The sequence below is a fragment of the Mesorhizobium sp. B2-3-6 genome, assembly GCF_006442305.1.
Lineage (GTDB): Bacteria > Pseudomonadota > Alphaproteobacteria > Rhizobiales > Rhizobiaceae > Mesorhizobium.
The window spans coordinates 359,743-379,132 of the sequence record NZ_VFVW01000001.1 but is presented as its reverse complement, the minus strand read 5'-3'; the positions used below and the strand labels follow the sequence as shown (position 1 = coordinate 379,132).

At 63.6% G+C, this 19,390-nt stretch carries 21 protein-coding genes and 1 pseudogene; 3 read left to right on the top strand and 19 right to left on the bottom strand.

Annotated elements, in window-relative coordinates; genetic code table 11:
* Nucleotides 1-149: 149 nt before the first annotated feature.
* The 4 genes from FJ953_RS01825 to minC form a co-directional block, all read right to left on the bottom strand.
* A complete protein-coding gene (locus FJ953_RS01825) occupies nt 150-1,616 on the bottom strand; it encodes a hypothetical protein (protein WP_140622934.1) in 1,467 nt (488 codons plus the stop codon).
* Nucleotides 1,617-1,955: 339 nt separating this feature from the next.
* Nucleotides 1,956-2,228 (bottom strand): cell division topological specificity factor MinE, encoded by a 273-nt coding sequence (gene minE / locus FJ953_RS01820; protein WP_140500137.1) that lies wholly within the window; start codon nt 2,226-2,228, stop codon nt 1,956-1,958.
* Nucleotides 2,225-3,040 (bottom strand): septum site-determining protein MinD, encoded by an 816-nt coding sequence (gene minD / locus FJ953_RS01815; protein WP_140500139.1) that lies wholly within the window; start codon nt 3,038-3,040, stop codon nt 2,225-2,227. Before minD ends, minE begins: the two co-directional genes overlap by 4 nt.
* Before the next feature lie 173 nt (nt 3,041-3,213).
* On the bottom strand, nt 3,214-4,047 hold the full coding sequence (minC, locus tag FJ953_RS01810) for a septum site-determining protein MinC (protein ID WP_140622933.1): 834 nt from the start codon (nt 4,045-4,047) through the stop codon (nt 3,214-3,216).
* Nucleotides 4,048-4,383: 336 nt separating this feature from the next.
* On the opposite strand from minC, the gene FJ953_RS01805 reads away from it, so the two are divergent.
* Both FJ953_RS01805 and FJ953_RS01800 read left to right on the top strand, forming a co-directional pair.
* Nucleotides 4,384-5,373, top strand: coding sequence for a TAXI family TRAP transporter solute-binding subunit (locus FJ953_RS01805; RefSeq protein WP_140500143.1), 990 nt, complete (start codon nt 4,384-4,386; stop codon nt 5,371-5,373).
* An 85-nt stretch (nt 5,374-5,458) separates the two neighbouring features.
* Nucleotides 5,459-7,516: a TRAP transporter permease gene (locus tag FJ953_RS01800; RefSeq protein WP_140521456.1), complete on the top strand. Its 2,058-nt coding sequence runs from the start codon at nt 5,459-5,461 to the stop codon at nt 7,514-7,516.
* A 189-nt stretch (nt 7,517-7,705) separates the two neighbouring features.
* Here the strand turns inward: FJ953_RS01800 and FJ953_RS01795 are convergent, their stop codons facing one another.
* From FJ953_RS01795 to FJ953_RS01725, 15 genes and pseudogenes are all read right to left on the bottom strand, one after another.
* On the bottom strand, nt 7,706-8,053 hold the full coding sequence (locus FJ953_RS01795; protein WP_140500147.1) for a hypothetical protein: 348 nt from the start codon (nt 8,051-8,053) through the stop codon (nt 7,706-7,708).
* 156 nt (nt 8,054-8,209) lie between these two features.
* Nucleotides 8,210-8,313: pseudogene (locus FJ953_RS30740) on the bottom strand (PRC-barrel domain containing protein); the annotation flags it as partial.
* A 210-nt stretch (nt 8,314-8,523) separates the two neighbouring features.
* A complete protein-coding gene (locus FJ953_RS01785; protein ID WP_140622932.1) occupies nt 8,524-9,681 on the bottom strand; it encodes a sulfite oxidase in 1,158 nt (385 codons plus the stop codon).
* A gap of 366 nt (nt 9,682-10,047) precedes the next feature.
* Nucleotides 10,048-10,197, bottom strand: coding sequence for a hypothetical protein (locus FJ953_RS01780; RefSeq protein WP_127204769.1), 150 nt, complete (start codon nt 10,195-10,197; stop codon nt 10,048-10,050).
* On the bottom strand, nt 10,194-10,526 hold the full coding sequence (locus FJ953_RS01775; RefSeq protein ID WP_140552283.1) for a DUF2934 domain-containing protein: 333 nt from the start codon (nt 10,524-10,526) through the stop codon (nt 10,194-10,196). The genes FJ953_RS01780 and FJ953_RS01775 overlap by 4 nt, the downstream gene beginning before the upstream one ends.
* A gap of 200 nt (nt 10,527-10,726) precedes the next feature.
* Nucleotides 10,727-10,978: a hypothetical protein gene (locus FJ953_RS01770; RefSeq protein ID WP_140499001.1), complete on the bottom strand. Its 252-nt coding sequence runs from the start codon at nt 10,976-10,978 to the stop codon at nt 10,727-10,729.
* Between the two features lie 277 nt (nt 10,979-11,255).
* Nucleotides 11,256-11,852 (bottom strand): BA14K family protein, encoded by a 597-nt coding sequence (locus tag FJ953_RS01765; RefSeq protein ID WP_140521453.1) that lies wholly within the window; start codon nt 11,850-11,852, stop codon nt 11,256-11,258.
* A 111-nt stretch (nt 11,853-11,963) separates the two neighbouring features.
* Nucleotides 11,964-12,485 carry a DoxX family protein gene (locus FJ953_RS01760; protein ID WP_140622931.1) on the bottom strand — a complete coding sequence of 174 codons (522 nt, stop codon included), beginning with the start codon at nt 12,483-12,485 and terminating at the stop codon, nt 11,964-11,966.
* Between the two features lie 197 nt (nt 12,486-12,682).
* Complete coding sequence (locus FJ953_RS01755; protein WP_140622930.1) at nt 12,683-13,180, bottom strand: tetratricopeptide repeat protein; 498 nt, start codon at nt 13,178-13,180, stop codon at nt 12,683-12,685.
* A 31-nt stretch (nt 13,181-13,211) separates the two neighbouring features.
* Nucleotides 13,212-14,183 carry an MBL fold metallo-hydrolase gene (locus tag FJ953_RS01750; protein ID WP_140622929.1) on the bottom strand — a complete coding sequence of 324 codons (972 nt, stop codon included), beginning with the start codon at nt 14,181-14,183 and terminating at the stop codon, nt 13,212-13,214.
* A 108-nt stretch (nt 14,184-14,291) separates the two neighbouring features.
* A complete protein-coding gene (locus FJ953_RS01745; protein ID WP_140622928.1) occupies nt 14,292-14,537 on the bottom strand; it encodes a DUF680 domain-containing protein in 246 nt (81 codons plus the stop codon).
* A 278-nt stretch (nt 14,538-14,815) separates the two neighbouring features.
* Complete coding sequence (locus FJ953_RS01740) at nt 14,816-15,121, bottom strand: hypothetical protein (protein WP_140499015.1); 306 nt, start codon at nt 15,119-15,121, stop codon at nt 14,816-14,818.
* Nucleotides 15,122-15,320: 199 nt separating this feature from the next.
* The gene (locus FJ953_RS01735) at nt 15,321-16,283 is read right to left on the bottom strand and encodes an AraC family transcriptional regulator (protein WP_181171587.1); all 963 of its coding nucleotides are present in this window, start codon (nt 16,281-16,283) and stop codon (nt 15,321-15,323) included.
* A 334-nt stretch (nt 16,284-16,617) separates the two neighbouring features.
* Nucleotides 16,618-17,655 carry a helix-turn-helix domain-containing protein gene (locus tag FJ953_RS01730; RefSeq protein ID WP_181167667.1) on the bottom strand — a complete coding sequence of 346 codons (1,038 nt, stop codon included), beginning with the start codon at nt 17,653-17,655 and terminating at the stop codon, nt 16,618-16,620.
* 124 nt (nt 17,656-17,779) lie between these two features.
* A complete protein-coding gene (locus tag FJ953_RS01725; protein ID WP_140622926.1) occupies nt 17,780-18,904 on the bottom strand; it encodes a KamA family radical SAM protein in 1,125 nt (374 codons plus the stop codon).
* A 126-nt stretch (nt 18,905-19,030) separates the two neighbouring features.
* Between FJ953_RS01725 and FJ953_RS01720 the strand changes: the two genes are divergently transcribed.
* Nucleotides 19,031-19,384, top strand: a complete 354-nt coding sequence (locus FJ953_RS01720; protein WP_140622925.1) for a hypothetical protein — start codon at nt 19,031-19,033, stop codon at nt 19,382-19,384.
* Nucleotides 19,385-19,390 lie beyond the last annotated feature (6 nt).

The following is a 19,390-nucleotide window of genomic DNA, read 5'->3' as shown; positions in this document are numbered from 1 at the left end:
ATGGCTTGGCGCCGTCTTGACGGCCAAGACAGCCTTCCGCTCGCTCAGTTCAGCGATATGCGCCGCGGCGGCGGCGTGCGATCGCGTTGAGGCAGCGGGCGCGGAACGCTGCCCCGCAGCGGGACCTGCGGCCATGCCGGCGAAATGAGCTACGGCGTGGCGCGGAGGTTCCTGCGGATGCGCCGCCTGCCCGTTCCACGGGCTTTCTCCGCCACAACGGCGGCGATGTCGACCACGTCGGCCTCGCGCGATCTGCCGTTGGTGGCCTTGTGAAGCCGCTCGTAAGGCAGCAATTCCTTGATCCGCGCGTTGAGCGACGCGATTTCAGCTTTGAGGTCCTCGCATTCCTGCCTCTGGACATCCAGCTGTATCTGTTCCGATGCTTGTTGCAGCGCAAGCTGCGAAAGATTGGCGTTCGCTTTCGAAAGGCTCGTCTTGTCGTTTTCGTTCTCGTCGGTGAGCGAGGACAACCTTTGATCGGCGATTTTCTTTTCGGCCAGCGTGTCGTTCAAGTCGGTCTTGAGCCTGGCGATCTCGGCTGTGGCCTCGCTGTTCTCGTGCGAGGCCCGCTCCAGCCGTGATTGCAGGTCCTGGATCTCGGAACGCAATCCGCGCATTTCCGTCTGGCTGCGGGCGAGTTCAGCTTGCCTGTCGCCTTCCATCATGCTGGCCGCTTCGGTCATTTCCGACAGCTTCGCCTGCGCGGTCTCGAGTGACTTCTGGAGCCGCATCTCCTCCTTCTCGCTCTTGCCGAGCGCGGTCAGCAGTTCGGCAAGCCGCGCTGCTTCGCTGGCATGGATCGTCGAGAGCTCGTCGAGCCTGTGGCGCGTCTGGGTTTCCCGCTTCAGCGCCTTGTCGAGCTCGATCGACAGGCTGACATGTTTTTCCCGCAGCATCTTGCTCTCGCGCAGGCGCCTGTTGGCCTCGACCGCCCTGGCCGTCAGCCGCTTGGCGATGTCGCCGAACTCCGCGTCGCGTTTTGCGCTCGCATTGGCCGTCTCGGCAAGTTCCAGCCTGGCCGCTGCGAGCGCTGCGCGAAGCGCCTCCCTGTCCTGGACCAGGCTTGTCTCGCGCTGTTGCAGCAATTCGCAGGCGCTTTCACGCTCGCGCAGCTTTCTTGCCGTGTCGTGCAGCTTTTCCGACAGCGTTCTTTGTTCCGCGATCAGGTCGCCATTTGCGAGCTCCAGCTCGTTGGCGCGAAGAATATCGGTGTGGAGGATGTTGAGGAACTCGCGCGTCAAATGGTGTGAGGTAGCGATCTCCGACAATTTGCCGTTGATCTCGTCCATATAGTTCCTGGCGTCGTGGAACATCCCTTCGAAGGCACTCAATGCCGCCATCCGGGTCTGCGTATGGGGCGTCAGTCGTGGCGCGGTTTCGGTGGCGTCGGCGTTGCCCGCGCCGTGCGGATTATCCGCACCATCCGCATCTGCCGCATTGGCCTCGGGTGCCGAGGCCTCGGCTCCTGGCGCGGAATCTGGGATATAGCCGCTGTCTGGCGGCGCGTCGTATTCGGTATCGAGGCTGGCATCCAGAGCGTCCGCCAGATCGGCCTGCAGCTCCTGGAGTGCATCATCTACGTCTTCGGCGCGCTTGATCAGACCCTTGAAATTCATAACGAATGCCCTTTACGCATACCCCATTCAGTATTTAATAATTGGCTAATATGTATGCTTACATCCACTGATTGCGCAGGGGAAGCCCCCCATTAGGGGGAGCGTAAAGTTGGACATTTGGGGTTGGGATGCGGCGGGCGACCAGTGCCGCGGCCGTCTTTTTGCAGAATTGACGCACCCAATTTCTGGGTGGAATCTGAATGCGGGAAATCCTGGCTCCTACTTCCCTCGTTGGAAGGTAGGACTGAGGGCGCTGGCGCTGGAGGATGCTCGTCCTGTAGCGCCGCGCCAACTCCGCTCGCTGCTTGCAGCGACCCTCCCCACAAGGGGAGGTAAAAGTCAGCCCGCCATGGCCAGCGGCACGGCGCTTTTGTTGGGGATCTGGATGTCGATTTCCAGCGTCGACATGGTCTCGCCGCGGTCCATCGAGATTTGCAGATAGTCCTGGTCGATCTGCACGTGCTTGGCGATGACGGCCATGATCTCCTCGCGCAGCACGGAGACGAGATCGGGCTGGCCACGGCTGCGCCGTTCGTAGGCGAGCAGCACCTGCAGCCGCTCACGCGCCACGGGCGCGCTGGAGCGCCGCTTGAAGAGGTCGAGAATGTTCATGCCGCCCTCCTTCCGAGCAGCCTGTCGAGGAAGCCCTTGCGCTCGAAGGGAACCACGACCGGCAGGTCTTCGCCTTCCAGCCGCCGCGCCGCTTCGATATAGGCCTTGGCGGCGGCGTTCAGCGGATCGCTCAGCGTCACCGGCGAACCGAGATTGGAGGCCCTGAGCACATCCTGGCTCTCCGGGATGATGCCAAGCAGCGGCACCGACAGGATTTCCAGCACGTCGTCGATGGACAGCATCTCGCCGCGAGCCGCGCGGCCGGCATCGTAACGCGTCACCAGCACGTGCTTGGCGATTTGCTCGCCCTGTTCGGCTCGCATGGTGCGGGCGTCGAGCAGGCCGATGATGCGGTCGGAATCGCGCACCGACGACACTTCCGGATTGGTGACGATGACCGCCTCGTCGGCGAAGCGCATGGCGAGCTGCGCGCCGCGCTCGATGCCGGCCGGGCTGTCGCAGAACACATAGTCGAACACCGAGCGCAGCTTCTCGATCACCTCGCCGACGCCTTCTTCGGTCAGCGCGTCCTTGTCGCGCGTCTGCGAGGCCGGCAGCAGGAACAGCGTATCGACGCGCTTGTCGCGGATCAGCGCCTGCGACAGCTTGGCCGTGCCCTGGATGACATTGACGAGGTCGAACACCACGCGCCGTTCGGCGCCCATGATCAGGTCGAGATTGCGCAGGCCGACGTCGAAATCGACCAGCGCCACTTTCTTGCCGGTCCTGGCGACCGCGGCCCCCAATGCGGCCGTCGAGGTCGTCTTGCCGACACCTCCCTTGCCTGAGGTGACCACCACTACCTTGCCCATGAAAAAAGCCTCCGTCGCCTGATGTTGTCGTTTGTTATTGCTCCGTGCATCGCACGGCTATTGTTGGAACCTGCCATCATCCCACGCGAAACCGGTCCCAACCTTGCGGACCTGAACGTCCTGTTCGCGATCGAGCAAGACAAGAACTGGTCCGGCGTTTTCATCCCGGCGCCCTAGTTCAGTGGCACGACGCGCAGCACGCCGTCTTCGAGGAAGGCCTGCACCGGCTTGCCGCGCGAGGCGCCTTCCATGTCCTCCGCCGTGGTGTACCAGCCGTCGATGGCGAGCAGTTCGGCCTCGTTCCTGCGGCAGAAGATGCGCGCCGAAATATTGCCTTCCGAGCCAGCGATGGCGCGGCCGCGCAGCGTGCCGTAGACATGGATCGAGCCCGCCGCGATGATCTCGGAACCGGAAGCGACCGATCCAAGCACGATGACATCCCCATGCGGATGAAAGATCGACTGGCCCGAGCGGAGGGGCGACTTGACCATCAGCGTTCCGGCCGACACCGGCTCCGCCGCGCCGGCTTGCTGTTCTGCCTTGGCCGCCTTGACCTTTCCAGCCTCGGCCTTGCCCTCGTCGGGCTCGCCCGTCTCCTTGCCGCGTTCCGAAGACACCGCTTCCGTTTTGGGGGCCTCCTCCGCCACGCCTGCCTTGCCGCGGCCGGGCTGCGCCAGCAGGCTATCTGAAGTGGCCTCCTTGGCGCCGGCCAGCAGCGGCGGCAGCTCGGGCCCGAGCGAGGCCCCTTCGAGCTCGATGGCATAGACCCGGATGCCACGCGTGCCGAGCGAAGCGACCAGCGCCGCGATCTCGTCGGCCGCAGGCTTCAGCGCATTGAGATCGAGCACCACCGGCCGCCCTGAGAAATAGCCCGGCGAATTGCCGATCCAATGATCCAGCCCCTCCAACCAAGCACCGATCGGCGCCTCCGGCGTCAGCGTGAAAGCGACGAACGAACGGGCGCGAAAGCGAATGGATTTGGTCTCCAGGGGAGCGGCAAAGGTCACGGCTGGCGAATCCTTACTCAATGGTTAAAGGGTGCCGGCCGAATGGTTAACAAATGGTTAATAAAGACGGCTGGCACCTTGGAAGCCGCCAGAAATTGGAGGTCGGCTAACCGCCAGTTGCGGATGCCGGCTGACAACACGCGGAATGTGTTGATAGCGCCGCGTCAGCAAGCGGATTACCGCCGTTCAATCGACAAGCTAGATCTCAAAATGCGCCATGACGGCAACAGCGGGGGAGCCACCGCCAGCGACGACCGATCCTCTCCGAAAGGCGCGCGCAGGTTGACAATCCTTGGGTTGATGCAACATCCTGCCGATCTTTGACCGGGAGGTAGTATGACTGTTTCGATCAACCGTCGCGTCTTTTCCGTCGGCGCGGGCACTTTGGCGCTGGCCGCGGCAGGGTTTTCGCCTGCGCGCGCGCAGCAGGCTTTTTTCCGTATCGGCACCGGCGGCACGTCCGGCACCTACTATCCGGTGGGCGGGCTGATCGCCAACGCGATCTCGGCGACGGGGCCGGCCGGCGTCGAGGGCCTGGTTGCCAGCGCCACGTCCTCCAACGGTTCGGTGGCCAACATCAGCGCCATCCAGTCGGGCGCTTCCGAATCGGGCTTCACGCAATCCGATGTCGCCTACTGGGCGCATTCGGGCACCGGCCTCTACGAGGGCAAGCCCAAGGTAGAGGATCTGCGCCTCATTGCGACGCTCTATCCTGAAACCATCCATCTGGTCGCGCGCGCCGACGCCGGCATCAAGACGGTGGCGGATCTGAAGGGCAAGCGCGTCTCCCTCGACGAGCCGGGTTCCGGCACCATCGTTGATGCGCGCCTGGTGCTCGGCGCCTACGGTCTAACGGAGAAGGACGTAAAGCCCGAATATCTCAAGCCCGGCCCGGCCGGCGAGCGCCTGCAAGACGGCGCCATGGACGCCTATTTCTTCGTTGGCGGCTATCCGACCGGTGCCATCGTCGAGCTTGCCAGCACCAACAACATCACGCTGGTGCCGATCACCGGCCCCGAGGCCGACAAGCTCCTGTCCGAACAGAAGTTCTTCTCGACCGACATCGTGCCCGCGGGCACCTACAAGAATGTCGGCGAGACCAAGACTATTTCGGTCGCCGCGCAATGGGTGACCAGCGCCAAGCAGACCGATGACCTCATCTACAAGATCGTCAAGTCGCTCTACAGCGACGAGACCCAGAAGGCGCTGCAGGCTGGTCATGCCAAGGGCAAGCTGATCACGCTCCAGAACGCGGTCACCAGCGCCGGCATTCCGTTCCATCCGGGCGCGGAGAAATTCTACAAGGAAGTCGGCGCCCTGAAATAAGAGGCCATCAACAGACTGGCGACAACGAGGCGGAAGGCGTGCTTTCCGCCTCGTTTGTCTGGGGATTCAGGATACGGAACCGACTATGAGCGACGACGACAAAATCAGGCTTTCCGGCATGGAGTTCGACGAGGAAAAGGCTCGCGAACTGGAGGAGAAATTCGACTCCGAGATCCGGTTCCGGCCGCTGACCCGGGCCGCCGGCTGGCTGGTCGGCTTCCTCTTGGTGGCCTTGTCGCTGTTTCACTATTACACGGCTGGATTCGGCTTGCTGCAGGAGATGCTGCACCGGGGCATCCACCTGTCGATGGTGCTGTCGCTGATCTTCCTCGTCTTCCCTCTGGTGAAGAAGGGCTACGACCAGCCCGCCCAATCCAGCTTTCTGCGGCCGCTCGGCATACCGGTTTTCGACTGGTTGCTGGCGCTTGCCGCGGTGATAGCGGTCCTGCACGTGCCGATGATCCCGCTCGACGATCTTGCCTTCCGCGTCGGCAACCCCACGACGACCGACGTGGTGCTCGGGCTGACCCTCATTTTGCTCCTGCTGGAAGCGACGCGCCGGTCCGTCGGCATCCCGCTGCCCATCATCGCCATCCTCTTCATGGCTTATGCGCTGTTCGGCCCCTATATGCCGAGCATCCTGGTGCATCCCGGCGCGTCCGTCTCCCAGCTCGTCGACCACCTCTACCTCACGACGCAAGGCATTTATGGCATCGCGCTCGGTGTCGTCGCCACCTACGTTTTCCACTTCGTCCTGTTTGGCGTCTTCGCTACCCGCATCGGTCTCGGCCAGCTCTTTCTCGACTGCGCGGCATGGGTCGCCGGCCGCTACGCCGGCGGTCCGGCCAAGGTATCGATCTTCGGCTCGGCCCTGTTTGGCATGATCTCTGGCTCGTCGGTCGCCAACACCGTCACCGTCGGCTCGCTTACCATCCCGGCGATGATCCGGCTCGGCTACAAGAAGCATTTCGCCGCCGCGGTGGAGGCGGCTTCCTCCACCGGCGGGCAGGTGACGCCGCCGATCATGGGAGCCGCCGCCTTCCTGATGATCGAGTTCCTCGAACTGCCCTACACGACCATCATCCTGGCAGCGATAGTGCCGGCCTTCATGCACTTCTTCGGCGTGTTCATGCAGGTGCATTTCGAGGCCAAGCGCACCGGCTTGCGCGGCCTGCGGCCGGACGAGATGCCCGACGTGGTCGAGGCATTGAAACGGGACTGGCCGACCATCATCCCACTCGTCGTCCTGATCGGCGTGCTTCTTGCGGGTTATACGCCCTACATGGCTGCCTTCTGGGGCATTACCCTGTGCATCCTGGTCGGCCTGTTTAACCCGCGCCGGCGCATGTCTGTCGCCGACATCGTGGTGTGCCTGCGCGACGGCGCCAAGTATGCGCTCGCCGTCGGCGCTGCCGCCGCCACGGTCGGCATCGTCGTCGGCGTTGTCACCCTGACCGGCGTCGGCTTCAAGCTGTCCTACATCGTCACTTCGACGGCAGGCCATCTGTCGCTGCTGTTCGGCACCTTTATCCCCGAAGCGATCTTCTCAACGCACGGGCTGACCCTTTTGTTCACGCTGATCATGACCGGCGTGGTCTGCATCCTGATGGGTTGCGGCATCCCGACGACAGCGAACTACATCATCATGGTGACGATTGCCGCGCCGGCACTGGTGATGCTCGGCACCGAGCCGATCGTCGCCCACTTCTTCGTTTTCTACTATGGCCTGCTGGCCGACATCACGCCGCCGGTTGCGCTGGCTGCCTACGCTGCCGCCGGCATGGCGGGAGCTGATCCATTCAAGACCGGCAACACTGCCTTTCGGCTCGGGCTCGGCAAGGCGCTGGTGCCTTTTGTCTTTGTCTTCTCGCCGTCGCTTCTGCTGGTGACGAAAGATTTCACCTGGCCGAACTTCTTCCTGGCTTTCTTTGGCTGCGTGCTCGGCATCACCTGCCTGGGGGCCGCCCTCTCGCGCTACCTGCTCGTGCGCACCCGGCCATGGGAAAACGTGTTGCTGGTCTTGGCCGCCCTGCTTCTGGTGGCGCCCGAACTCTATTCGTCCCTACTCGGCCTGGTTCTGACCATTCCCGTCATCTGGCGCCATTGGAGCGCGCGCAACGTCGAAGAGGCGCGACCGGCTTGATCAGCGCCGCCCCAACGATCCCTCCCCGAGAACTCAAAGGGGCAGGAAACGTTTTGGGGACTTCAGGAAGTCAGCGTGCTCTCAACCTGAATCTGACGCGAACCGCCAGGATCGGTTCCGCGGGGGAAAAGTTCCCCGAGAGCTGACAGACAGCCTTCGACATCAGAAAGCGACAGCCGGAGTTTCAAGTCACTGAGGGTCAGTGACGAAAGGCATGATGTCCACGCCGTCTCCCGGGAAGACGGTGAAATGCGGATGGCTTTCGAACAGGCGGGCGGCGGCATCGATTGTATCGGCCTCGACGACAATGTAGCCGCAGAAAGGGTTCACGGCGTCTGCGACCCCATCCTTGGTAACGCGCGTCGTCCTCCCGACCATGCCGCCGCGATCGGGGAAAGATGCGGCATTTCTCTCCTCCCAGTCCGTCCACTGCTGTAGGCCGACGCTATCAATCGCATCTTGCTCGGGCTTGGGCAGGCTGCGAAAGCGGGCAAGGTCTTCAGGCTTCATGGTGTAGACGGCAAGAAAGCGGGGCATGTGACGGTCTTCGCGCTGACAGAACCGATGCCAGCCTAGACTCTCGGTTGGCCGAAGTCACTAAGCACTACCACCCTCAGGCACGGCGAATTGCCCTTGTCCGGGCACTTTCGGATCATCTCACTCTCCTTTCGAAAAGGGCCACGGTCGGGCCCTTCAGTCGCGGTGCTCCGGCACTCCTTTCAGCTGGTCCTTGGTCCATTGGGTCACGGCGTGGCGCCGTCCTCGTCGCGCATGAAGTCGAGCTCGGTGACGGCCACCGGGCTCGGCGAAGGGCGAGCAACGCCAGCCGTTCAAGTTTTCTCCGCGTCCGCGCAGGTCACTAAACACCGCTCTCGGCGCTGCGATGGAGTCGTCATCGCATCGTCTCTGGCCAGCTTCAGGCCGGCGCCTGGTCGGATGTGGGTGACCCCATGCCAAAGACATGGGGGCACATCGCTCTCAGACACTTTGATACGACTGCCCGCCAGTCAGTGAATGTTGATACGTCGCGTCACCTGACCGTTGCTTTCCCAATAGGTATGCTTCTTGGCAATGATGGGATCGTCCATTGCGGGTTGGACCTGCCCTCCCGTATCAACCGCGCGCGAGGTGACGGCGTGCTCTCCGGCGGAAGGCTTGGGCCAGTCGACGGACCATAGTTTCCAGGCAAAGTCCGCCTTGTCGGTTTCGTCGATGGCCGCCGGCATCCATGGCCCGTCATCGATCTTCACCTCGACCCGGTCGACCGGTGCGCCCCAGGCGGCCCCGACGATCCGGTAGTCATCGCCGATATGAGTGACCCGGGCCGGTGCCGATTTCAGCCTCGCCCGCCCGACCGAAGTTTCCACCCATACTGTCTCGCCGTTGTGGTATTCCTCGCGCAGCGTGACATAATCGCGTCCCATGAACCGGTTCTCGAAGCGCTGATCGTTCACGTCTATGCGCTTGATCCATTTGACGTTCGCGATCCCGTACCATCCCGGCGCAATCAGCCGCAGCGGGAAGCCGTTGTCAGGAGGCAAGGGGGACCCATTCATCTCGTAGCAAAGGATGTTTTTGGGATCCATGGCGTCGGCAAGTGACATGCTGCGCGCAAAATTCTGCGTGAACTTGACGTCGTCGGCCCGCTTGATTTCCCCTTTATCGGTGCCCCAGAAGACGACCTCGATACCAGTGTCGAGGACTCCGGCCTCCGTGAGGATCGGCGCGAGCGGCGTGCCCGCCCAGCGCGCATTGCCAATGCCGCCATTGAAAAACGGCAGACCGGTATTGCCCGAACATTCGACCGTGAAGGTGACTTCCTGGCGCGGTCGAGCCTTGATGTCGGCGAGCGTCAGGGTTGTCGGCTTTTTAACGGAGCCGCCGATTTCGAGTTTCCAGGTGCTTTCGTCGATCACCGGCCGGTCGAAATGCGCGATTGAAAAGAACTTGTCGTTGGGCGTCACCCAGGAATCGAGATCCTCCCACACCAGCTGATTTTTGATGACTTCCGGAACCGGGTTCGGCGGCAGCTGATCCAACCATTTGATGACTTCCTCGCCGGCCCGGCTTGGAAAGGCAGAGGCAATCCGCGATTGAAAGGACGCCAACGCTGCGAGGGCTGCCCCGCCTTGAACGATGAATTCACGTCTGGGAAGGTAATGCATGACGACTTCTCCTCCAGTGAAAAGCTCAGTTCTCCTTCAGTGATAGATGCAATAGCGACCGGGATCGCGCAAAGCAGAGGCCGGCCGCGGCGGGCAATTATGAGAGCGTGTGAAACAACCCGAATTAGAAGCGCGCCGTAGTTAAAGCGACGTCTCCGCTCTCAATCGCCAGCTTGTCAGGTCCGAGCCGGCGATCTTCAACTATATGCCCTATATGTCCTCGTGGCGAGGGCAAGGGCCGCATCTTCGCATCACGATTGGCATCTGCCTCGTGTTCCAAAATCCAATGCAGCCTACAATTGGTGGGTCGGATTTTGTGAGCGGCAGGGACAACGCCGAGAATAAAGGACCAACGAGTCGATTTCCTCAATGGCGCTTGAAATACTGCACCTCGCGCTCATGCTTCTCCGCCGCCTCGCGGCTATCGAAAGTCCCCAGGTTCCGTCGCTTGCCCGTCTTCTCATCCTTCTTGCGCGAATAGAGCCGGTATTTTCCGTCCTTGAGTTTGCGGATCATTTGGCCTCTCCCTGACCGGGATTTCGCCGCCGCTTGCCCTTCAGCCCGAGTGCTGCCTGTTCGATCGCGGCGCGGTCGTTGCCCAGCCTGTCGATCAGGTCCTGTGCCTGCTTGCCTGATATGCCGGTGCGCATGGCCAGCTCCTCGACCGTAAGCACGTCGGTGCTGGCAATCTCGCGCGGCGGCGCGTTGCCCGCCGCCATCGACAGCTCCCTGTCGATCTCGGCCTCCGCGCGATGCCAGTGCTGCTCGGGGTCGCCGCCGCCTTCGCGCTCCCAGATCCGATAGGCGCGCTCCTGGATTTTCCCATGCCGTTGGTCGTCGCCCATTTCTCAAATCCTCCATTGGGTAGCATCTGAACGCCGCCCGCCTCCGAACGATCCAAAGAATTTGCGTGATCGCCGGGCCGGGTCGTTGGAGATTGGGATGACACGAGGCGCGCCGGGCAGAGCCCGGTCATGGAGCGAAATGATCCAGGCGGCGGGTCCCCCCGCCGCCTGGATGCCGGCCATGGCGGCCGGCTTTGTTGTCAGCGTCCCCAGATGCCCTGACCATAGCCCTGTGCAGGCATGTCGGAGTTCGAGTTTGCCCCCATTGCGCTGTCAGCGATGCTGTTTGTGACGCTCGGGACAGCCGTCTTGGCACCGCCCGACATCATCGCATGGGTGGTTGGATAGCTGCTTGCGGCAGGGATGAAGTCGGAGCCAAAGTGGTCGCTGCCGGCAAAAGCCATGCCGGAGGCGAACAACAACGAGGCAACGGTCAATACGATCTTCTTCATTTCGGTTTCCATCTTTTGAAGTTGACATTTGGCCCCGACGCGCCGCCCGCCCGCGTTCATGGGACCGTGTTTGTTGTTTCAGGCGAAACCGGCCAACCGCGATCCCACTGGATCTTGCAGTGACAGGTCGTTCAGCGCACGACCGTCTCGGTCCGTTGTTGCGCTGTTGGCGGCTTGATAAGGGCGTGGTGTTTGTGTGGGCGTGGTAGGCAGCGTGGTAGAAACCCTTGCCGGAGTGGAATTTTGCGTGGAATGCAGCCGGAAAGCGCAGCGCCCGCTATTGGCATTGCCGCCTCGGCCCGCCGGAATAGGGCTGGTAGCTGTTGTCTTCCGGGCGGTAGGAGCGGTAGCGGCTGAAGCAGGAGGCGACATGGTCATCATCGCCAGCGGCCGCATAGGCGCCCGGCCCAGTGCCGTTGTCCTCGACGTAGCTGGCCTCGGCGGCGGGCGGCGCGGCACGGTCGGCGTCGAGATAGGGCGAGATGCAGGGGCGCTGCTGCCCGCTATAGGACATGTAGCTGTTGTCCTGCGGCCGGTAGGAGCGGTAGCGGCTCGCGCACCAGGCGACATGCGGCTGCGGCAGTTCGGCCGTGGCGGGCGCGATGGCGCCGGTGGCGGTGGGATCGGTCTCCCCGGCCTGGCGCTTGGGCTCGATATTGGCGGGCGCGGGCTGCTCGGCCGGCAGGCGCTCGAGATTCTGCGCCGTTCTGTCCACCGGCCGCGCCGTTTTGGTCCAAAGCTCCGCCATACTGACGGTGGCCGGTGCCTGGCGCGGTGGGTTCGCGGTGATTAGCCAGACGGCGAAGGCCAGACCGCTACCGAACACCGCAAGGGTCAAAACGAAACCGCAGACCAGTCCCAACAATGCTTTCACGCCGCGCTCCTTGAGCCCCTGCTAAAGCAATGCGGGGGGTCAAGGCTGGTTCCAGCAAAGCGCGGGAAATAGGCGCGGCGCTCCGCTGGGCGAATGCGAAGGCGGCGCCGTTCAAACCAGCTGCTTCACGTCCACTGGCAATTGGGTCTCCGCTGTGGGCAACGCGGCCGGCATGTCCTCGCCGCGCTGGCGCTGCCGCAGATGGAGCGCCAACAGCCGGTCCAGCGAGACCCTGCCGGCCCCGGCAACGGCCAGCACGAACATGCCGCCCGATATCGCCAGGTCCTTTTCGAAATGCAGCAGTTCGTTCTGGCTGCCGAAATTGGTGTGGAACAGCATGGCCGTTGCCAAACAGAACAGGCCGAGCGCGATGGCGCCAAGCCGCGTCAGCAGGCCTGACGCGAGGGAGAGCCCTGCCCCCAGTTGCAACGCTACGGTGGCGACAAACAGCGGCAGGTTGACACCAAGCGCTGCCATGGCCCTGGCGGCGGCATTGAAATGGGCGGCCAGCGTGGCGCCCTCATGCAAAAAGATGAGAGACAGAAGCAGGCGGCCGGCAAGCAGGCCCACGTCCCCGAGATGGTATTTAGCGGCAAGATCCTGCAGCTTCGCGGAGCGTTCGGTCAATGTCATGGTCAGCCTCCGATCTTTTTGGCACGGGCAGGCGCCAAGCGCCTGATGTTGAAAAGGCCGGAGCCGGCGCGAGGGAGAGGATGCCGGCTCCGGCAAAGCGCGCCAGCCACGAGCGCCCAGCCGTGGTGGACGAAGGGGCGAGCTCGGGGCCAACGCCCCTTCCGTCTCGGCTTCGCCGTGGAGGGGGAGGAAAGGTCTTACTTCGTCACCCTGGTGTCGATGGCCTGCCGCAGATCGGAAAGCTCGTCGCACCCGGCCGGGCACAGCTTCTCCAGGGAGGCCAGCTGCTCCTTGGCCTTGTCCGTGTCGCCGGTCTCGACATAGAGCTCGCCCAGATATTCGCGGGCGGCCCTGTGGTCGGGCTTCAGCTCCAGCGCCTTGGTGTAGTAGGTAAGCGCGGTCTTGAAGTCGCCGGTCTTGCGCAGCGTGAAGCCGAGCAGGTTGTAGACGTCCGCCTGCTGCGTGTCCTGCGCCAGATCGCGCAGCTCGGCCAATGCGCCGGAATAGTCCTTGGCATCGATCTTGGCCTTGACGGCGGTGAGATCCGGCGCGTCGGCGCCTTCTATGTCGTCGACGGCATAGGCCGGCATGATTGTCGCGACCGGAAGCACCGTGAGCACGGCAATGGCGCCGAGCAGGCCGAACAGGGCATGTCTGCCCGACAGGGCGTTTCTGCTCAAAAGGGATCGTTTCATTGTCTTTCTCGCTTGCGTTGGAAGCTCGTGCTCAGATCTGGACCGGAGTAAATCCGTACGCCTTGCCGTCCTTGACGAAGGTGCCGGTGCCCGGGAACGGGAAGTGCGACCCGGAAATGCGGATATTGTCCGATATCACCCGGTCGATGATCTTGTGGCGCGTGACGATTGCCGTCGGCCCGTCCTGGTCGTAAGCGCCCTGCCACTCTGGATGCGGCGCCAGCAGCGCTGGCACATACATGGTGTCGGCCGAGATCATGATCTGCTCCTTGCCGGAGTTGGCCAGGTAGACAGAATGGCCTGGTGTGTGGCCGGGCGCGGCGATGATCTGGATGCCGGGCGTGACCTCGGCGCCGTCCTCGACCAGCTTCCAGTTCTTCCATTTCGGAAAGTTCTCGGCGATGCGCTTGCCCGCCGGCTTGCGTCCCTCGGGCAGCTTGGCCAGCCGGCTTGGGTCGGTCCACCACTTGTATTCGGTGGCGTTGACGATGAGCTCGGCATTGGGGAACACCGGCGCGTTGGTGCCCTTTTCCATCAGGCCCCAGACATGGTCGGGGTGGAAATGCGAGATCATGACGGTGTCGATCGCCTTGTAGTCGATGCCGGCCGCGGCCATGTTGGCCGGCAGATGCGTGGCATTGGCCTGCCACTGGCCGACACCCGAGCCGGCATCCATCATGATCAGCCTACCGCCCATCTTGAGCACGACGACAGTGAGCGGGATGGGCATGAAGTCGGTGGTCAGCCCCGCTTTGGCGAGTGCTGCCTTGGTGTCCTCGACTGAGACATCCTTGATGAAGGCCGGATCGTGCGGCTTGCGCCAGATGCCGTCATAGATGGCGGTGATCTCGATATCGCCTACCTTGTATCTGTAGAAGCCGACGGTGGGCTCGACCGGAGCTTGCGCGAAGGCCGGACGGATGAATTCAAGCTTGCCGGCAAGGCCGAAGGCAGCAGCAGCGGCGGCGGTGCCAAGCACTGTGCGGCGTGTCATGGTGAACATGGTGATCTCCTGTTCGAGGTGGTGGCTAAAAGTCGCGTATGGCCAAAGTCCTGGAAGGAATGACGAAGAGAGGCCGGTACCCGTCGGGAGCCGGCCCGGCCCATGAATTCAGCGACCCCAGAGGCTGTCGTTGTTGTGCCTGGTGATCATGTCCTGCACCGACCCCTGGCTCGGCCCCGTCTTTATCTTGGTGTCGGCGCCATTGGGGCGTGCGGTGTAGGCGATCGAGCCGGTGGCATTGGTGTCGACCGGAGCGACCGGCTGGTTGGCGTTGTTGGCGCCATGATCGCTGCCGGCGAAGGCAGCGCTCGAGGCAAGCATCATGGCAGCCACGCTGAGAGCGAGCTTGGTCATTTTGGCTAGGTCCTTGTTTCGTTTCCTCGGCGCGGGCCGTCAGATTGGCCCGCTACAGTGAAGACCCTGCAGCCCCGCGCTTTATTCCCGGGCGCGATGAGATTCTTTTGAAGGAGAAAAATCAGGGGCTCGGCGGCCAGGACTGAAGTCCTCGCCCACGAATATTAGCGAGAGGAACCAGGCTGGGAATGCCGCCGCCTTCCGGCACGCGCGTGCACGCACGAAAGGCGCCGGCGCAGCGCGCCGGCGCCTTTGATGATACGCCGAGTCCGTTCTGGTTACGGACAGGTCTTCTTGCCGCAGACCGCGATGCAGATCGCCGGGTTCGAACAGGTGTAGGTTTTTCTCGAGCTGGTCCCGGACGAAGACCCGCTGCTGGAAGCGGCGATCTGCCCGGACGCGCCTTTGGACAGGTCCAGCGCCTTCATGTCGGGATCGCGCGCGGCGATCTTGCCGCATGTTTCGCTGCCGCAGACCGCCCTGCAGATTGCCGGGTTCATGCATTTGTAGGCCGCGAAGACCTCGGTCGGAAGAATTGCGCAGAAAACCGTAATGCCCAGTATCAAGCTTCTCGCCGCACGCATTTTTATCTCCAGGGCCAGCTTTCCGATGTCACGGAGGCCTGGCCGCTCGCCCCCGCTCCCGCGCATGCCGTTGCACCCGCGTCCGCCGGCGCGACCATGCCCGCACCGGGGATAAAGGCGTGTCGCACTGCCGGCACAGGCAAGTGGCACTGACGGAACAGGTGACCGGGTTTGCCATGCGTGAGCGGCCGCATGCGTCTCACGGCGCGCGGCCGGCGCGCACCTCCGATGGGGTCATGCCATAGCGGGACCGGAACTGCCGGTAGAAGGTCGAGGGTTCGACCAGCCCCGCCTCGAAAGCGAGGTCGGCGATCGGCCTTGCTGAAAAAAGCGGGCTGGCGAGCTGCCGGTGGACCCGCTCCAGCCGTCTTTGCATGACATAGTCGGAAAACCCCTGCCCCTCTTCGGCGAAAAGGCGCCTGATGTAGCGCGGGCTGAGCCCCAGCCCCCGGCCCGCCGTCTCTGCCGAGAGGCGCGCTCGGTGCAGGTTCTCCTCGATATAACGCTTGATGGCATGCATGCGGGCGGTACGAACGCCGCGGCCGGCGACCACCTGGTCAACCTCGCGGTTGGCGCCGACCGCCGCGGCGAACAGATCGGCAATGTGCTGGGCGGCCAGCGGCGCCAGACCGGGGCCGATCGCCCCACCCGCCACCGCCTCGACATAGGCCAGCAGAAGCCGCGCTTCAGGCGTGCCGGGATTGATGGCATCCGGCCTGAGATCGCCGACATGGCGAAGGAGAGGAGTGAGCGTCGATCGGGCAAATCGCGCGCAGATCGTCCAATCGCCGTTCTGCGCCCTCGCTCGCCAGCTCCGGTCCATCGGCATGATGCAGGGCGCACCGGGCGAGGTCTCAACCGCCTCGTGCCGTGCCGTATCGAAACGCCACCCGCCCGCGATCCAGGACACCACCAGGTCGTCATTGGCGTCCTGCCGGAGCGCGGCCGTGCGTTCCCAGGCCATGGGCGCGACCTGCCCGTGGGCCACGCTCACCCCTGGCAGGATGGTGGTGGAGGCGCTCAGCCGCAACTCGCCGCGTTCGAGGGGTGCAAGGTCCAGCCGCATGCAGATGCGGCCATAGAACTCGCGCACGGCAGCTTCGCGCTCTCGGGCCGCGATCGCGTCCGTGGACAGAACTATGATGGTGTCCTGGTCGGCCACCTGCATTCTATCCCTGCTCAGAACCTCACGGGGTGCCGCCGATGGCGGGCGCCGTTTGCTGCCTCTCCGCCCTGGACAGTGTCGAAAGCCATGAACCCCTCCAGTGCCCTCGACGCGGTGTGAGCCTTCGGCCGCTTTTCGCGCGGGCTGCGGCAGAATTTCAAGACCTATGTGAGGGCTCCGCGCAAATGTGGCATGAGGCGCAGGGAATGTGGCCGCTGGTGCAACCGATTGGGGAAATCGCCTCGGAAAGCACGGGAAGGCTCTTCACATACCGGCTGATCGGACACCGCTTGTCCATTGATTCATTTGTCTTTCGGCTGGCACGCCGCCTCTATCGCAGTTCGCGGATCCAGTGCCACATGGTGCGGTTCTCGCCATGGCCGAGGGACTGGCTGCGCCCATGGGCGGCATGTGCCCGCATCTCCCGCGGGGTCATGTCGAAAGAGCGGCGGAAGGCGCGCACGAAGCTCTTGCGGTGACCGAAACCATAGCGATCGGCGATCTCGGCAATGCTTTCGTGCCGGCGGCCGGGATCGGCGAGTTCGGCGCGGCAGCGGCGCAGCCTCTCCTCCTGGATATATCTGGAAAGACCGCCATGAGGCTCGAAGAGGTAATAGAGCTTGCGCATGGAAATGCCGAACATGGCGGCGATGGCCTCGGCGGTGAGGTGCCGGCTGCGAATATGCGCGTCGATGTGGCGACGGATCTCGCTGGTCAGCGCCAGGTGGACCGAGGCGGCGTTTTCCTCCGCCACGGCCGAATTCACGGCCGCGGCGGCGAGTTCCAGCGTCGGCCCGATCACCGCCTCGGCGTCCTGACGGCTCATTGCGGGCGCGGCCCCGTAGAGGCCCACAAGATGCCCACGCAACAGCGCCGCCAACGGCGCGTTGCCGGAAATGACGCGCATATTGTGCTCGTCCGGCGCCTTCAAGAATGGCGCCAGCAGGCGGCGCGGCATGGTCAGGTTGAGGCTGTCGAAATCGGACGTACCCGTCGACTGGGCCTGTGCCAGGTCGGCCACGATCAGGTCCCCCGACGAGGCCTTTTCATCCGATGCGCCATCGCGCCGTCCATGGCTTCCGCGCAGGCAGACCTGCACAGTGATGTGATCGAGGCCGTCGCGGCTGATCCGGGCGCGCGAGCGGTCGAAGCTTTGCGCGATGCATCCATACGAGGTGAGGACGATCTCGCCGAAGTGAAAGGCATCGGCGTGGAAATGAAACCGGTCATCGCCGGCGTTGCGCAGGCGAACGTCGTAGAGCAGGCCGATATTCTCCTGCCACAACGCAAGGGCTTGCCGAGGCGCCAGGCCTGCCGTGTCCAGCACGCAGTGCTGAACCCCGGTGTCGACGAATTGCCGTTGGGACACAACGCCTTGACTGCTGCCTGCCGCTGCCACCGCCCATGCTCCGCAACCGCGAACCGCTCACAATATGCATTTATGCCGGGGCGCGACAACGCCTGATCGCACGGACGCCGCCGGGAATGTGGACTCAGAGCTGGCTCACCACTTCTGTATATTCCCTCACCTTTCCATCCTGCCCACGAATGCGCCAGTTGCCGCCGTCGCGGTCTTCCACGTAACCCGGCCCGATCGGCACCTTGCCGCCACCGTCGGGCAGGTCGAGCACGTAGATGGGATTGCAGATGCCGGACAGGCGCGCGCGCAGCGCGGCCACCAGCGCCTGGCCTTCGGCGATCGTGGTGCGGCGGTGCGCCATGCCGCGCGCGAGGTCGCCATGGTGGAGGTAGTAGGGCTTTACCCCCAGGCGGTACATCAGCTCGCGGCAGAGTTCCTCCTGCACCTCGACAGTGTCGTTGACGCCCTTGAGCAGGACGCTCTGGTTGAGCAGCACGAATCCCGCCTGCCGCAAGCCGCGGCAGGCCGCCTCGGTCGCATCGGTGATCTCGCGCGGATGGTTGAAATGGGTGACGACCGTGATCATCAGCCGGCCTTGCAAGGCAGCGATCAGCCCTGGCGTGATGCGTGAAGGCAGCGCGACCGGCACGCGGGTGTGGATGCGCATCAGCCGCAGATGCGCGATCGCCTCGATGCGGGCGCGGATTTCGTTGAGCGCCTTGTCGGGCAGCGAGAGCGGGTCGCCGCCGGTCAGGATCACCTCGCGGATCTCGGGGTGGGAAGCGATATAGGCGAGCGCCGGCTCCAGGGCTTCGCGCGTATAGCCACGTCCGATCGAGGTCAGGGACTCCTTGCGGAAGCAGAAGCGGCAATAGACCGCGCATTGATAGGTGGGAAACAGCAGCACCCGGTCGGCATGGCGATGCGTCAGCCTGGGCACCGGACTGAAGGCGTGGTCGCCGATCGGGTCGTCGAGCTCGCCTTCGCCGGTCACCAGCTCGTCGGGAGACGGGATGACTTGCGCCCGGATAGGATCGGCGGGGTCTTCCCAGTCGATCAGGTCGAGATAGGATTTGGGGATGCGCACCTTGTGGCGGGAGGCTGCTTCCTGGGCCGCCGCGCGTTCGCCCGGCGACAGCGGCAGCAGGGCCAGGTCGCGCACATGGCGCACGCCGGCGCGGATGTCGTCCTGCCAGGCGTCGGCATCGGAAACGGGCTCAGCTGCGGCCGTCGTCGCATCGTGGAGCTGTGTGGTCATGGGGTTCTCGAGGTTTTTAGCGGACCTATCGGCCGGATGGCCTGCCGGGTCAACCGCCTTGCGCCGGCCTTCCCCGTGTAGCAAGGAGGGTCTGTGCTCTCGAAAATGCCGCGGAGAAGACCCGGGATGAGACTTGTGGTGTTGGTGGTGCTAGCCACGGTGGCAACTGGATGTGTGAGCTCTCCGGTGGATTATGGGGCCTCGCTTTCGACGCAAGACCCGAAATGGATATCGCCGGAATGCCAACAGGCCCGGGTCGAGGCCTCGAACTATGATGCGCGTGAAAAAGAGCATCCCGGTTGGGGGACCGGTGTCTTCCTTGGCCCTTACGGATTGGGTCTCGCGGCAGCCATCAAGGAGCACGAGCAAAGGGAGCGCAAGATGTTCGCCCGCAGGATACATTTGCAGTGCTCGAGTTTGCCGCTGCCGAACGAACTCGCGGGCGAGCCGAGCCCCCCGGCCACGACAAAATATCCATAGATGATA

What these genes read in the sequence shown, in the direction of transcription:
- FJ953_RS01825 (WP_140622934.1), bottom strand. Translation starts at nt 1,616, where the DNA reads ATGAATTTCAAGGGTCTGATCAAGCGCGCCGAAGACGTAGATGATGCA.
- minE (WP_140500137.1), bottom strand. Translation starts at nt 2,228, where the DNA reads ATGAACATTCTCGACCTCTTCAAGCGGCGCTCCAGCGCGCCCGTGGCG.
- minD (WP_140500139.1), bottom strand. Translation starts at nt 3,040, where the DNA reads ATGGGCAAGGTAGTGGTGGTCACCTCAGGCAAGGGAGGTGTCGGCAAG.
- FJ953_RS01805 (WP_140500143.1), top strand. Translation starts at nt 4,384, where the DNA reads ATGACTGTTTCGATCAACCGTCGCGTCTTTTCCGTCGGCGCGGGCACT.
- FJ953_RS01800 (WP_140521456.1), top strand. Translation starts at nt 5,459, where the DNA reads ATGAGCGACGACGACAAAATCAGGCTTTCCGGCATGGAGTTCGACGAG.
- FJ953_RS01795 (WP_140500147.1), bottom strand. Translation starts at nt 8,053, where the DNA reads ATGCCCCGCTTTCTTGCCGTCTACACCATGAAGCCTGAAGACCTTGCC.
- FJ953_RS01785 (WP_140622932.1), bottom strand. Translation starts at nt 9,681, where the DNA reads ATGCATTACCTTCCCAGACGTGAATTCATCGTTCAAGGCGGGGCAGCC.
- FJ953_RS01780 (WP_127204769.1), bottom strand. Translation starts at nt 10,197, where the DNA reads ATGATCCGCAAACTCAAGGACGGAAAATACCGGCTCTATTCGCGCAAG.
- FJ953_RS01775 (WP_140552283.1), bottom strand. Translation starts at nt 10,526, where the DNA reads ATGGGCGACGACCAACGGCATGGGAAAATCCAGGAGCGCGCCTATCGG.
- FJ953_RS01770 (WP_140499001.1), bottom strand. Translation starts at nt 10,978, where the DNA reads ATGAAGAAGATCGTATTGACCGTTGCCTCGTTGTTGTTCGCCTCCGGC.
- FJ953_RS01760 (WP_140622931.1), bottom strand. Translation starts at nt 12,485, where the DNA reads ATGACATTGACCGAACGCTCCGCGAAGCTGCAGGATCTTGCCGCTAAA.
- FJ953_RS01755 (WP_140622930.1), bottom strand. Translation starts at nt 13,180, where the DNA reads ATGAAACGATCCCTTTTGAGCAGAAACGCCCTGTCGGGCAGACATGCC.
- FJ953_RS01750 (WP_140622929.1), bottom strand. Translation starts at nt 14,183, where the DNA reads ATGTTCACCATGACACGCCGCACAGTGCTTGGCACCGCCGCCGCTGCT.
- FJ953_RS01745 (WP_140622928.1), bottom strand. Translation starts at nt 14,537, where the DNA reads ATGACCAAGCTCGCTCTCAGCGTGGCTGCCATGATGCTTGCCTCGAGC.
- FJ953_RS01740 (WP_140499015.1), bottom strand. Translation starts at nt 15,121, where the DNA reads ATGCGTGCGGCGAGAAGCTTGATACTGGGCATTACGGTTTTCTGCGCA.
- FJ953_RS01725 (WP_140622926.1), bottom strand. Translation starts at nt 18,904, where the DNA reads ATGACCACACAGCTCCACGATGCGACGACGGCCGCAGCTGAGCCCGTT.
- FJ953_RS01720 (WP_140622925.1), top strand. Translation starts at nt 19,031, where the DNA reads ATGAGACTTGTGGTGTTGGTGGTGCTAGCCACGGTGGCAACTGGATGT.